This is a genomic window from Luteolibacter sp. Y139 (genome assembly GCF_038066715.1).
GTDB classification, from domain to species: domain Bacteria; phylum Verrucomicrobiota; class Verrucomicrobiia; order Verrucomicrobiales; family Akkermansiaceae; genus Haloferula; species Haloferula soli.
The window spans coordinates 692,581-705,842 of sequence record NZ_JBBUKT010000002.1; the positions used below are offsets into that span (position 1 = coordinate 692,581).

The following is a 13,262-nucleotide window of genomic DNA, read 5'->3' on the forward strand; positions in this document are numbered from 1 at the left end:
CTTGATAGGGGACGCGCCACGATCCACCTACGCCACCCTCTTGGCCTCCGCCTTCTTCACCCACGCATCCCCCGCATAAATCCCCACCGCCGTCCAAATCAGCCCGAACGACAGCAACCTCACCGGATTCATCGGCTCCCCATAAAGCCGCCACCCGATCAAAAACTGCAGCGTCGGCCCGATGAACTGCAGGATCCCCAGCGTCGTCAGCGAGATCGTCCGCGTCGCATGGCCGAAGCACAGCAGCGGCGTCGCCGTCGCCAATCCCGTCCCCACGATCCACAGCGCATCGGCACCCCCATGCCCGAACCAAGCCTCCCCGCGGACCGCCTGCCAAGCCAGCCACCCCACCGCCAGCGGCGCCATCAAGCTCGTCTCCGCCACCAATCCCCCCAGCGCCCCCAACGGCGCCTTCTTCCGCACCACAGCATACAGCGCGAACGTGATCGCCAGCACCAGCGCCACCCACGGCACACCCTTCACCGCCGGAAACTGGCACGCCACCCCGGCCAGCGCGATCCCCACCGCCAGCAACTGCCGCCGGTTCTGCCGCTCCCCGAAAAACCACGCCCCGAACAGCATGTTCAGGAACGGATTCAGGTAATACCCCAGCGCCCCCTCCAGGATCCGCCCGTTCAGCGTCGCCCACACATACAGCAGCCAGTTCGACGCCAGCAGGCTCCCGGACAGCAAGTGCCACCCGGCCCCACGCCACGAGGAAAGCCCCCGCACCACCTCCCCAAGCTGTCGCCGCCACCCCATCAAAAGCACCAGCAGCACCAGCGACCAAATCGTCCGGTGCGCGATGATCGACACCGGCGGCAAGAACCCCAGGTGCTTCCAGAACACCGGCAACACCCCCCACAGGAAAAACGCCACCACCGCACTCGCCACCCCGCTGCGGGACTCAGGCTCGGACCCGGTCGTGTTCACGACAGTGCCTCGAATTTCCTGCAGATCCACGCCACCCGCGCCGCCGCCGATTCCATCTCCAGCAGATCCTGACGCTCGTCCGGATCGTGCAGGAATTGCTGCGCCATCACATCCGCCAGGATCGAGGGATCATCGATCTGCTCCGTCATGTTCACCAGCGCCTCCCGCACCTCGGATGGCAGCCCGCGCGTCACATGATCCGCCGCCTCGTGCAACGCCTCCAGCGCACCCTTCGCCTGCGACTCCGGCTCGAAAAGCGACGGCACCGGCATGATCCGCGCCTTCGGATACGGCGAATCCAGCCAATCCACGAACTTCACCCGGATCACCCCGTGCAGCAGCAGGTTCGAGGTGCCGTCATCCAGCTCCCGCGACGCCCGCACCAGCCCCATCGTCCCCACCGGCGATGCACACCGCGAAGGATCATCCATCTCCTTCCCGAGCAACCTCGCCACCGCGAAAAAGCACGTCCCCTGCAGCGAATCCGCCAGCATCATCCGATACCGCGGCTCAAAGATGTGCAGCGGCAATCCGCCGTGCGGAAACAGCGTGCAATCGGGCAGCAGCATCACGCCACAGGTTTCCGGGATATTCAGCGACGACATGGGTGCTTTACCTGCGGCAAAAGGAGGCCCGCCTCGCCAACCGCGCAATCCAAAAAACCGGTGTGAGCAGCAGCCTGTTAGAAAGCGACAACCGGCATTCCGTGGCCGCCCTCCATTCGTAGCGGAACGACTGCGTCGTTCCGGCGGGGCAAAGGTGTCCGGGCCTAACGACATCAATCCCCAATAAACATCGCCCCATAAAACCAAAGACAAGAAAAGAACACGAACACTGGGAGCGCGGAAGCGGAGCGCAGCGGAAGTAGCCCGGGCCCATCCAATTCTTCCGGGCAATTTATTCCGCCTGCACAACAAACAAGCTCCCGAATTAAAATAGCCTCCCCCAAAAAAATAGACACCCACAGTTTCAGCACAAACCCGGGACATTCCTTATTCTGACAATTACCCCAAAACCTCAATATCCCACATCCCCATCAACCACCATATCCAATCCGAAATCCAAAATCCCCAATCCGAAATCCAATTTCTTTTCCTCGCCCAATCCCACCTCCCGCTGTCCCATTCCCCCGGCCAATCAATATGGAAATCACGGAAGACTGGGTGAGGGGACTGACCGGCTGGAAGCCATTCAAGGACGGCAAGACCATCGCCGATCAAGGCCTCATCGCCGGCCTCAAGCGCTCCGCCGATGGCCACCTCATCCAGGGCACCCTCCGCGAAGGCCGCCTCACCCTCCGCCCCATCGTCAAGATCGGCCCTCGCGGCCCCAGCGACGTCACCGTCCAGTGCGGCTGCCCCGACCACCGCGCCACCGGCGGCGTCTGCGCCCACGCCGTCGCCGTCCTCCTCACCGCCATCGCCGCGAATTCCAGTGCGAACCCCGGCCAAAAACCGGGCGCCACCACCGCCTCCAAGGCCCCCCAAAAAACCGACACCCCCGCCATCGTCCCCATCGCTTGGCAAGTCCGCCTCTCCCCACGCCTCGAAGCCGAATGGCTGGAGGGCAAGCTCTCCGTCCGCCTCCAGCCCGCCCCCGGCCAACCCATCACCGCCTCCGACGCTGCCGTCACCGCCTGGCTCGCCGACCGCAACCAAGCCCCAACCGGCCCCAACCCCGCACCGCTCGCCCTCCGCCTCGCCGGGGAAGACGCCGCCTCTCTCCTCGACCGCCTCGCCGGCCATACCCGCATCGAGATCGACGGCCGCCCCGGCCCCTTCCACCTCGATTCCGACCCCGGCCCGCCCCTCCGCCTCGCCGATAGCCGCCTCGATGGCTCCCAAGTCTCCCTGACCCTCGACCCCGCCGAGACCCGCCGGAAGCTCGTCCGCTGGGGCGCCAGCCCCGCCTTCATCACCCTCGGCACTGGTGCCGGCACGGGCACCGCCGCCCGCCTTCCCGCCGCCTCCAGCCGTCCGGCTTGGTTCGAGCGCGTCGCAGCCCTAGCCAGCCAGGGAAAACTCCGCCTCTCCGCCGCCGACTTCCTCGCAGACCTAGATGCCTGGCTCGATCTCTTCGAGGCCCCGCACCCCGGCTGGCTCGGCTCCCTCCGCTTCGCCAGCGCCGCCCCGGACTTCGTCCTCGATCTCGAGGGCTCGCTGGAAGTCCTGGAAGCCACCCTGTCCGTCCGCTACCCCGGCCTCTCCGCCCGCCCCCTCCCGGACCCCGGCGAGGACCTCCCGGGCCTGCCCGCCATCGCCCCGGACGGCCACCTCCAAGCCCGCCAGCTCGACTCCGAGGAAGCCGCCCGCCACCTCCTCATCGTCGCCGGTTTCGACCCCGCCGCCCGCCGCGCCCGCTTCCAGATCCGCGGCCGCGATGCCATCCTCTCCTTCGTCGCCGATGACCTCGACTCCCTCCGCCAGCGCTGGACCGTCAGGGAAGGGGAGCGCTTCGCCACCGTCCTCCAGCGCGTCCACGTCGTCCGCCCGGAGATCGAGCAGAAGGCCGATTTCGGCTCCTCACTCGCGTTTGAATTGTCGTTTCAGACCACCGGCGGCCAGCGCATTCCCGGGGGCGAAATGCGCCGTCTCCTCGGCGGCGGCAAGCGCCGCGCCACCCTGAAAAGCGGGGCCGAGCTCGTCATCAGCCGCTCCTGTGAAGAACTCGTCCAGCCCCTCGTCTCCGAACTGGGAATCGGCCGCCCCGATGAGGAAATCCGCCTCTCCGGTGCCGCTGCGATCCTTTTCCAGAATTTGCGTGAAAAACTCCGCAATACACTCCTGAAAAGCAATTCAGATGCGCTACTTGAAAATCAATCCCCCCAGATTTCAAACATAGGCTTGGAAGCCGACCTCAGACCCTACCAATCCCAAGGATCCGCATGGCTCGCCGACCGTTTGAATCGCCTCGGCGGCGCACTTCTGGCCGATGAAATGGGACTGGGGAAGACTCTGCAAACAATCGCTTCCATCAATCATTTCAATCAATCTGAAACCACCGCCACCGGACCCACCTTGGTCGTAGCGCCGACCTCCTTGCTCGGCAACTGGCAAGCCGAGTTCAAACGCTTCGCACCGGGCCTGAAATGCCTCGGACTCCACGGCGCAGGGCGGGACAAGCTGCGCGACCAGGTCCCGGGAGTGGATGTGATTGTCACAAGTTATGGAACCTTGGTCCGCGACCTGGCCTTCCACCTCCAGAGGGAGTACCGACTGCTCGTCGCAGACGAGGCCAGCCTCCTCCGGAATCCGGATGCCGAGGTCAGCAAGGCCCTCGCCAAGATCCAGGCCCGCGGCCGCGTCGCTCTGACCGGCACCCCGATCGAGAACCGCATCCAGGACCTCTGGGCCATCTTCCGCTTCGTCGCCCCGGGCTACCTGGGCGATCGGAAGGACTTCCGCGAACGCTACGAGGTGCCAACCACCGATGCCGACCCGAAAGCCTCCGCCGGCCTCATGGAGCGGCTCCGCCTCCGGATCTCGCCGTTCGTCCTGCGCCGCACCAAGTCCCAGGTCGCCAAGGATCTCCCGGATAAGATCGAGATCGATGAATGGCTGACCCTGGCCGACGACCAGGCCGCCCTCTACGCCAGCCTCGCCAGATCCGGCCTCGATGAGCTGGAGCGCATCCGCGAGCAGCAAGGAGAGGGGGCCGGCAAGATGCATCTCCTGACCCTGCTCCTGCGCCTCCGCCAAACCTGCGTCGATCCCGGCCTGCTGGACATCCCCGGACGCAAGGATTCAAACGCGGTGAAAATCGATCGTTTGCTTGAGCTGCTTTCCGAACGCTCCGAAAACACCGGCAAAACACTGGTATTCAGCCAATTCGCCAAGAACTTACGCCGCATCGAGAAACGCCTCGAAACCGGCTTCGGTAAGGTATTTTGCCTCGATGGCACCACCCGCAACCGCCAATCCCTAGTCGATTCTTTCCAATCCGAGCCCGGCCCGGCCGTCTTCCTGATCAGCCTCAAGGCCGGCGGCTACGGCCTCAACCTCACCGCCGCCGACGCCGTCGTCCACCTCGACCCCTGGTGGAATCCCGCCGTCGAAGCCCAGGCGACCGACCGAGCCCACCGCATCGGCCAAAGCCGTCCCGTCACCGTCTACCGCCTCATGACCCGCGACACAGTGGAAGAGCGCGTCCGCCGCATGCAGGACAAAAAGCGCGCCCTAATCGACGCCACCACCGGCGACCCCAACGAAACCGACGGCATCCCAACCAACTGGACCAGCGACGATCTGGAGGGGTTGCTGCGATGAGCATGGACCGGAAGGCTGCCCAGGCCGCTTTGCGGGATTTCCATTGGGAAGAAGCCCATTGCCGGCCTTGATCCAGTTTGGATCGCGTCCTTGGATTACTTGTTACAATGCATGTAATGCGGAATTGAAAGTTGCCATTTATGATTGCGGCAGGAAGGCAATCGTCGTAGACGGTTGCTCATCGCAAAGCTTCACGCCCGTGTCGCTCTGTGTTTCCTGCCCCGAGGTGTCGTTACCACCTCGGGGCATTTTTCCTTCAATGGCAGCGTTTTTGGACCAGCTCTTTTCGCCCGTCGTCTGGGTTCTGACGTTAGTAGGCTCGATTCTTTTGAGCGTCTTTGCTAACCTTATTAGCCCTTGGGCACAGCGGCAGCTTTCGCTGGTGTCAGCTTCATACCGAGAACGGCAAAAGCTGAAAAAGCAGAAATATGAAGATCGGCTTGACGTCTATTCGTCGTCCGCCTGCTTCGTCATCAAGGAACAGATTAACGTAGCTTGTATCCTTCTCATCATGATGGGCTTCGTCTGCTTCACCATGACTTCTCTCGGAACGCTGCTCATCTTGAGAGAGGCTCCCCCCAAACCTGATACCAAAGCTTGGGTTCTGAAACTTGGTGAATTTTCCATTCCGGTCGTGATCACGAATAGCGCCATCATTCTTTTTTGGATGAATCGGCGGTTCATGAGAGCCCTTAAGTTCGCTCACGGCGTCTTGCACCGTTTCGGTTCGAAGACGTTCACAGCTGAGCAAAAAGATAGGCTGAATTATTCGTTGACCGAGGAAGAGAATTAGGATTGTGCTCATGTGTCCGCGGTGCGGACGCCGGTGTAACGAGCCGGAGGGAGTAACGATCCCATGAAACGTAAGGGAAACACAGCACAGATAACGGGCGCGGAATCCTGCTTAAGGATATCCGAACGCATATTCCCGCCCGGGGTCTATCCACGGCACGGGAATGAGGTATGGAGTAACGCATAGCCTGAGCAGCGAAAGCGCTACAGCGGGTAGCCCGTGCCGTGGATCTGACCCGATCCCGGACGGCTTCGAAGCCGAGCACCTTGGTGGTGTTCGGGACTATCACCTTTCTCGCGAGAAATCGCCCGGTTTGCGCAGCCGGACCCTGAGCCCGCGTCGCGTCTCGTCCCCTGATGACGATTCCCATTCTCGGCAGAGTCCGGCTGCGCTCCGGTCGCGCGTCCTTCACGTCCGAGACTACAGCCCGCCGAATTGGCTCACCGTCGCCGGCGTCTCCAAGAAGCGGAAAGCCATCGAGCGCAAAGGCCTGCCCTCGTTCAAAAACTGGCGGTTCATCACCCTCACGCTCGATCCCGAACTTTTCGAGCAATGCCCCCTTTCCGGCTATCTCCAGGGCAAGGACCACATGCGCCGGTTTCTCTTCGCTTGCCGCGGCGCCGGCCTGTGGAGCGACGAGGCCAAATGGTGCTGGAAAATGGAGTTCCAGGCAAACGGCTGGGTTCACTGGCACTTGCTCGTCGAGCGCACATTGAAATTCACGCACGACGAGCTGCGGGACATCGCGCGCTTTTGGGGCCTCGGCCGCACCAACGTCGAACGGGTCAACGTCCGCGAGTTCCTTTACTCTTTCAAATACGCTTTCAAGGCCGTTTATCAGGTTGACCAGGACGGATCCGATTCCCGCAACGTCGCGCCCGAGTGGTTCCTTGATTACCACTCTACCAAGCTCGTCACCGTCACCAACGAGGATGGAATCCGCCGCAAGGTCCGGAAGCCCGTTTCCTTCGCCCGCGTTCGCTTCTGGCAGACCTCCAAGGGCTTCTACACCGGTCTCCAGATCGAGGACGAACGGCCCGACATCGAGCCAAAATCGGCCTTGGTCCCCTTTCCCGTTCGCGTCTCCGCGGAACGGTTAGAGCGCTCCGTCCAAGTCGTCTCCCGCGATGCCGGGGGCAACTACAAGTCGAGCGCCGTCATCACTCTTGCCATGTCGAAGGGCCGCTTCTGGCACCTCGCGTCCTGGCACACAGCTCACGGAGCGGCAGTCGGGCTCGCCGTGGGTTCCTTCGCAGTGCCCGCATTCATCGTAAAACAAAACACAACGTCATGTCTGATCGCACCCCTGATACGGGAAAACCGCCTGTCGCTTCCAGCAGCCGAGAGATTGCGGCAGGAGGGAACCCATTTGCGAACCTCCTGAGCCAAGCCGATCTCGGCATCAAGATCACCGGCCTCGTCACCGCCAAGGATGATGCGCGCAACGTCGCTGGCACATCCAAGGGTGGCAAACCCTACTCCTTTTGGAACCAGCGCGCCACCGTTCTCGCCGGATCGGATACCGTCGAAATCACCATCCGCAAGGACACCGCCGAAGCTCTGCCGGCTTTCGATGTTTTCAGCGTCCGCAAGTTCCGCGTCGTGGGTGTGCGCGTGAATAATGGACTGCCGTCCTACGATGTTGAGTTGGACTCGTAGGAAGCAGAAGGCCGGAGGGCACGGAGCCGCGAAGCGGCCCGCGCCCCCGGCCTTACCTTTCCTTGTTTAAACAAAACATAATTGACAACACCCCTCTTCTCCCCTGCCCACCCATGAACGAACTACTGCAATCGCCGTACTTGGCTGAACTTCTCCCTCTTGCTGTTGGCGTCCTCGCCATCGTCGTCGGCGCCAAGATCGTTCTCCGCTCTGTTCGCAAGCTGCTTCGTGAGGAGTCGGATCACTTCTGCGAAAGCCCAGATTGGGCCGGGCCATACCCTGAGCGGACCGCCCCGGCTCGTCGCCGTCGTCGGGTTTCGAGCCCGCCCGTTTATCGTCGTCCCCCGTCGATGCCCTCGGCGGTGCGTGCCGGGCGCTTCTTCTAACAAAATGACCGCCCCCTTTCTTAAGTCTGACTCCCGCGTGTCGGGTGCAACCCATGAAAGAGGGGCGGTCACCTTCCGCTTCTTGGTATGGCTTTCACTGTTGTTCTTGGGCGTCCTGGCCTCCGCGTCGAGGTTTCAATCTGGCGACCTTCTCGGCGGTCTGCGCGGCATGCTGCGAGCACTCTGGCAGCTCCTCTGAACCTTCGAATTCTCTCGATCAATGGACTGGGAAGTTTTTCACGCGGCTCTTTGGAGCCTGTTTGGGATTTGGTTGCTCCCTCGCGGAGCGGCCATTGTCTGGGCCTCGGTGAAAGCCGTGGCGTCGTAAGCTCCGAAAGGGGCTCGGTTTGAATCGTGGAATTGCACGCAATGAACAAATTCCTCGCTGGCAACAAGCGCACGCTGGCCCTTCTGGGTCTCGCGATGCTTGCGGCCACGGGTGTTTCGCACGCGGCAGCTGCGGACGTTATCGACGCTGTCGATGGCCTCTCCGGCGATGCTTCACTCGGCGTTACCGCCGGTGTGACCATCGGCGCGGTGGTCTTCGGCGCCAAGGTCGTCTGGGGTGCCATCAAGTCGATGGCTTGAACCCGTGCGGGCTCATTTGTCGGGGGGACTTCGGTCCCCCCGATACTTCCACCTCTCTCGTTAGTCATGTATGGAACCAACCGAAATCGAGCTGCTTCATCAGATCGTGGTGAACCAGCAAGCGCAGATCGAACAGCTTTCGATCATCGCGGGGTTCATCGCCTGCGCCGTGCTGGCCTTTGGCTTCTGCAAGCTGTTTCCACATTGATCCTCGTTCTTCCCGCGAATGCTCAGCGGAAATATACAGGGTCACACTCCACGGGCCTAACGAGTCCGTCTCTCACGCTCCGCAGATACTTCTCGGTGAACACTCAACTCTACACGGGGCTTTGGTTCCGTGTCAGGTGCAACGGGGGCGCTTGGGTCGACTTCGGCCCTAATTTTGCGACTACGGCCGTCCTGGATGATTCCGCTTCCGTCTCGGTTCCGGGCTTCGGTGCCTCGATGTCCGGTCAAGAGAAAACCATTCCAGGGCATCAGGTCCTGATGGAGTTCGATTGGGGCCGCAACGGCACCGTTGACGCGAGCACCTACTTGGATTTCCCCGAAGGTCGCATCACCCTGTTTTACACTCCGCCGACGAACAGCGGCTCCAACTACAATTTCAGGCTTCAGCCTGCCGTCGTGAACATCGCTGGTGGCACGGAGCCCTACATCGGCGCAGTAAATGAGCCTTACCCGTGGGCTGACGATAACGACAACGACGGGATTCCCGACAGCACCGATCCCGACGACGACAACGACGGGATTCCCGACAACCTCGACATGTTTCCGAAGGACCCAGCGGAAAACAGGGACCGGGACGGGGATGGCGTCGGCGACAATGCCGATCCGGATCGTGACGGTGATGGGGTCCCAAATGCCCAGGACAAGTTTCCCAACAACAACCAGGAGTGGAAGGACAGCGACGGTGACGGAGTCGGCGACAATCACGACTCTGACGACGACAACGACGGCATCTTCGACGGTAACGATTTGCAGCCGACGGTTCCTAACAAGCCCGCTCCCGGTGGCGGCTCAGGTGGCTCCGGTGATGGTGACGGTGGCGACGCCACCCCGATTAACCCCGGCACTCCTGGCACCCTCGATCTGGGCAATTTGGGCGCACCTGGACAGCTTGAGAATCCCGACAAGGCATTTGCGGATTCCATGTCTCACGTCTCGCTTCCGGGTGGGATTCCGGATGGCATCGGCGACTTCGCCATTGATGGGCTTGCCGACGATCTGAAGGCCGCAGGTACGGGCATGAAGTCGCTGCTTTCCGGCTGGCAGCCGTTTCAGACCTACGTTCCCTCTGGGGACATGACCTCTTTCACCGCTGATTTGGGGCGCTTCGGCTCGGTCATCATCCCCTTCCCCACTGAGCCCGCCTCGATTGGCATCTTCCGGGGTTGCTGTCTCTTCGCCGTCTATTGGGGCGGGGTCATGTCCGTCATGAGAATTCTAAAGGTCTGATCCGATGGGCGCCCTAGATCAATTCTGGCAGTGGCTCCAAAACGAGTTTTGGCTCAAGCTCAAATACTCGCTGGGCTTCTTCTTCGGCTGGTTCAACGACAAGATCCAAACCATGTTCAACACGGGCTGGGCCGTGTTGTATGCCGCTTGGTCGATCGTCCTCGTGTTCGCTGCTCTGGGCGCGTGGGCAATCGGTCAGATTTCCGATAGTCTCTCACACATCGACCTGCAGGCCATCAAGACGGGCTCGGGTTCGCTGCTCCAATACGGGGCCTTCATCAATCGCTTCATCCCTCTCACTGAGGCGGCGTCGGTCTCCATCATCGTTTTCAATATCTGGCTCGCGGTAACCATTCTGCGCTGGATCAAGTCCTTCGTCCCGTTCGTTTCGAACTGATGATCTCGCTCGTTACTGGCAAGATCGGAGGCGGCAAGACGCTCCACTGCGTGGGCCTCATGCTGCGTCACTTGTCCAGGGGGGGCACCGTTGTTACCAACGTGGAGCTGGTTTGGGAGGCCGTGGCCCGGCTTGCCCGGATTCGTTATCGCGTTGAAGTCCAGCCCGAGCAGCTCGTGAGAATCGACCTGGTCGATTCTGCCGAATGGCACGTGGGCATTCCCTGGGGAACCGCGGCCCTGCCCGTTCTCGTCGTGCTGGATGAGGTTCACCTGTTTTTCAACGCTCGCGATTGGGCCAAGACGCAGCAGCTTCACCGCGGCATGCTTTCGTTCCTGAGTCAGTCTCGCAAATGCTGCATTGATGTCGTCTTCATTGCGCAGGTCGCGACGACCCTTGAGAAGCAGTTCCGCGTTCAATGCGAGTGGGAGTTCTATTGTCGCAGCATTAAGGACATCAAGATTCCGGGGTTCGGTTACCTGCCTTTCAATTTCATGCTCCAGGTCAAAAAGGACGTGGAGACCGACAAGCCTGTCAGCCGTGAATTCCGTGCCTATGATCGCGCCTTGTTTCCTCTATACGATACCCGCGCTTTCTTGGATCTACAGATGCGTACCGCTTCGGAGTCGGCCGCCAGAGTCGCGCCGTTGAAGTTGAAGCGAGTTCCGATCATTCCTCCCGCATTCTGGATTTCCGGTTTGATTGGCTTCGTGCTCTGGGTGGCAGCTTCGTATCTACTATGAGACTCGTAATTCTCGTTGTTATCGGGATCGCCGTAACCATCTTCGGCCTCAAGAGGTGCACCGGCAGCAACGCTCCGAAGCTCCCCTTTCTGGGAGGCAAGGCGAAGCAGGAAGAACATGCGAAGGCTGACCAGGATGCCGTTCCGGCGAAAGTCACGCCGCCGGTCTTCAACACGTCGCAGGTGATCACGTTCCACAATCGCGTGGTGCCGTCGGCTGAGGTGATCGGGCGAGGTGGCGAGGGCCAGCAAGCGCCCGTTACCTGGACGGTCGACACGGCCTCTAATAGCATCCTTGTCCGTGGTGAGGCCAAGGGGGTTGCCGACATGGTCGCAGCACTACGGCAGCTCGATATCGGCGGCGATGAATGCTTCGTCGACGGAACTATGATGTTTGTCCGTGGCGATCGTGTGAAGGATTTTGAAGCGACCATCGCATATCGGGAGGGAGCCTCGCTAGTTCCGTCCGCAACGCTTTCCCCTGGTGGATTCGGCGTGGTTCTGCCCTGGGATGCTTTCAACGTCTCGTTGTCCTGGCTTTCAGAGAACGGGTATCTGCAGATCATCGACAAGCCGCAGGTGCGGCTTGCTTCTGGCGAAATGTCCGAGGTTTCGACGGGCTCCGAGGTCGCCGTCCCGACCACGACTTTCACCGATGCTGTTTCGAGGACGTCGATTGAGTTCCGCCGCGTCGGCCTCACTTTCAAAGTGCGTCCGTTGTTTCTCGATGCCGGCCGTGTTCGTCTCGATGTCGAAGCGGAAAACGGCGTGCTAGGATCTCCGCAGAAGGTCGGCGACTACGAGGTCCCGACGATTACAAGCCAGCGGGTGAAGTCCGTCGCAACGATGACGTTTGACGACGGATTGATGATTGGCGGACTTGAGACCGTCCGGCGGTCGCAACGGTTCGGCCTCCTCGGCAAATCCGAGACCGTGGAGGCAGGCAGGCTCTATTTGCTGCTCGTTCTCCGCTCCGGCCAGCCGAAGGCGGTTCCGGTCGATCCTGCGGGCTTCTGGAGCGATTGGGATAGCCCGGCGACCCTTCCCGCCGTGGACGACCTCCCCGGATCGGTTCTTCCCCCCATGAATTGGCGGAACGAAGAGCGGAGTTTCCTCCGGTCTCGTGGTCATCCCGCCAAATAGCCGATTCCACCCGCAGTCACTAGTGACGCTATGGAGCGAAAGAAAGCCTATCGAAAGCGGCAGCAGGCCAAAGGCCTCGTGCAAGTCTGCGTCTGGGTCCCGGCCGATCAGGCAGGGGCTCTCCAGCTTGCCGCAACGCGGCTCTCTGAGGATCGCTCGTTAGAGATGGCAACCTTGCGGTCAAAAGCGACCGGCCGGCTTGTGAAGTAGCCAGCAATTCACCTTACTAGGGTCACTCGAGACTGCGTAGGAGCGCGGAACGTACCGAACCAAAGTTGGCTCGCTTGGAACTTTGCAGAGGCGCCACCTGTGGAAGGCGTGGTGATGTCGATGACAGCGCTCTGGAAATAGCCCGGCTGGTTTGAGCCAGGCGCCGGCGGCGCGTAGCTCCAAGCACCCCACGCACCGTTCTTCCGCTCTCTCAACTTCGTTGTTCGCACCTCTGCGGTCCAGTATGCACCCCCACCCGTGTAAACGATGGATGGCTTGAAAAGTTGGACGATGCTCCCGTCCTTGCGTTCTAGAAACCAGTCGTCCACGGGCAATCGGAGAGCATACTTATCGAGCAGCTTCTCTGTTGCGTCGCGAATGTTCCAGGACGGCTCCAGCGCGTGAGCGTTGATCGAGCAGACGATGGAAGTGAGGAGGATTGCGGGAAGGACGCGCATATGTCGATGTTGGCGGGCTCGTGATAACATACAGCTACGCGATCACGCAATATCAAGGGTTCCAAGGGATCTCCCTTGGCGGGTCGAGGGCGGAGCCCTGCCGACGGACAGCTTGGGGGTCCAGGGGGCAATGCCCCCTGAAAATTTCCAAGCGATCCGCGGTAATTAAGAAAACTTAAGCATTTGCCCCGGCGGAACGCTGAGTAGTGACTGGACAATCAAAGGGAGGCTTT

General features: G+C 61.2%; 14 protein-coding genes. 10 read left to right on the top strand and 4 right to left on the bottom strand.

What is annotated here, in order from left to right; genetic code table 11:
• Window positions 1–27: 27 nt before the first annotated feature.
• Both rarD and WKV53_RS07775 read right to left on the bottom strand, forming a co-directional pair.
• A complete protein-coding gene (gene rarD / locus WKV53_RS07770; RefSeq protein WP_341403919.1) occupies window positions 28–933 on the bottom strand; it encodes an EamA family transporter RarD in 906 nt (301 codons plus the stop codon).
• Complete coding sequence (locus WKV53_RS07775; RefSeq protein ID WP_341403921.1) at window positions 930–1,538, bottom strand: LON peptidase substrate-binding domain-containing protein; 609 nt, start codon at window positions 1,536–1,538, stop codon at window positions 930–932. The genes rarD and WKV53_RS07775 overlap by 4 nt, the downstream gene beginning before the upstream one ends.
• A gap of 537 nt (window positions 1,539–2,075) precedes the next feature.
• On the opposite strand from WKV53_RS07775, the gene WKV53_RS07780 reads away from it, so the two are divergent.
• The 4 genes from WKV53_RS07780 (at window position 2,076) to WKV53_RS07795 (ending at window position 7,650) form a co-directional block, all read left to right on the top strand.
• The gene (locus WKV53_RS07780; RefSeq protein ID WP_341403923.1) at window positions 2,076–5,198 is read left to right on the top strand and encodes an SNF2-related protein; all 3,123 of its coding nucleotides are present in this window, start codon (window positions 2,076–2,078) and stop codon (window positions 5,196–5,198) included.
• 124 nt (window positions 5,199–5,322) lie between these two features.
• Window positions 5,323–5,991: a hypothetical protein gene (locus WKV53_RS07785; protein ID WP_341403925.1), complete on the top strand. Its 669-nt coding sequence runs from the start codon at window positions 5,323–5,325 to the stop codon at window positions 5,989–5,991.
• Window positions 5,992–6,304: 313 nt separating this feature from the next.
• Complete coding sequence (locus tag WKV53_RS07790; RefSeq protein WP_341403927.1) at window positions 6,305–7,375, top strand: rolling circle replication-associated protein; 1,071 nt, start codon at window positions 6,305–6,307, stop codon at window positions 7,373–7,375.
• Window positions 7,282–7,650, top strand: coding sequence for a hypothetical protein (locus WKV53_RS07795; RefSeq protein WP_341403929.1), 369 nt, complete (start codon window positions 7,282–7,284; stop codon window positions 7,648–7,650). The genes WKV53_RS07790 and WKV53_RS07795 overlap by 94 nt, the downstream gene beginning before the upstream one ends.
• Window positions 7,651–7,772: 122 nt before the next feature.
• Here WKV53_RS07795 and WKV53_RS07800 read toward each other — a convergent pair whose 3' ends face one another.
• Window positions 7,773–7,895: a hypothetical protein gene (locus tag WKV53_RS07800; protein WP_341403931.1), complete on the bottom strand. Its 123-nt coding sequence runs from the start codon at window positions 7,893–7,895 to the stop codon at window positions 7,773–7,775.
• A 510-nt stretch (window positions 7,896–8,405) separates the two neighbouring features.
• Between WKV53_RS07800 and WKV53_RS07805 the strand changes: the two genes are divergently transcribed.
• From WKV53_RS07805 to WKV53_RS07830, 6 genes are all read left to right on the top strand, one after another.
• Window positions 8,406–8,624: a hypothetical protein gene (locus WKV53_RS07805; RefSeq protein WP_341403933.1), complete on the top strand. Its 219-nt coding sequence runs from the start codon at window positions 8,406–8,408 to the stop codon at window positions 8,622–8,624.
• A gap of 70 nt (window positions 8,625–8,694) precedes the next feature.
• Complete coding sequence (locus WKV53_RS07810; protein ID WP_341403935.1) at window positions 8,695–8,832, top strand: hypothetical protein; 138 nt, start codon at window positions 8,695–8,697, stop codon at window positions 8,830–8,832.
• Between the two features lie 278 nt (window positions 8,833–9,110).
• Window positions 9,111–10,079 (top strand): thrombospondin type 3 repeat-containing protein, encoded by a 969-nt coding sequence (locus WKV53_RS07815; protein ID WP_341403937.1) that lies wholly within the window; start codon window positions 9,111–9,113, stop codon window positions 10,077–10,079.
• Window positions 10,080–10,083: 4 nt separating this feature from the next.
• Window positions 10,084–10,476, top strand: coding sequence for a hypothetical protein (locus WKV53_RS07820; protein WP_341403938.1), 393 nt, complete (start codon window positions 10,084–10,086; stop codon window positions 10,474–10,476).
• Window positions 10,476–11,219 carry a zonular occludens toxin domain-containing protein gene (locus WKV53_RS07825; protein ID WP_341403940.1) on the top strand — a complete coding sequence of 248 codons (744 nt, stop codon included), beginning with the start codon at window positions 10,476–10,478 and terminating at the stop codon, window positions 11,217–11,219. The genes WKV53_RS07820 and WKV53_RS07825 overlap by 1 nt, the downstream gene beginning before the upstream one ends.
• Window positions 11,216–12,361, top strand: coding sequence for a type II secretion system protein GspD (locus tag WKV53_RS07830; protein WP_341403942.1), 1,146 nt, complete (start codon window positions 11,216–11,218; stop codon window positions 12,359–12,361). The genes WKV53_RS07825 and WKV53_RS07830 overlap by 4 nt, the downstream gene beginning before the upstream one ends.
• A 218-nt stretch (window positions 12,362–12,579) precedes the next feature.
• Here WKV53_RS07830 and WKV53_RS07835 read toward each other — a convergent pair whose 3' ends face one another.
• Window positions 12,580–13,029 carry a hypothetical protein gene (locus WKV53_RS07835; protein WP_341403944.1) on the bottom strand — a complete coding sequence of 150 codons (450 nt, stop codon included), beginning with the start codon at window positions 13,027–13,029 and terminating at the stop codon, window positions 12,580–12,582.
• Window positions 13,030–13,262 lie beyond the last annotated feature (233 nt).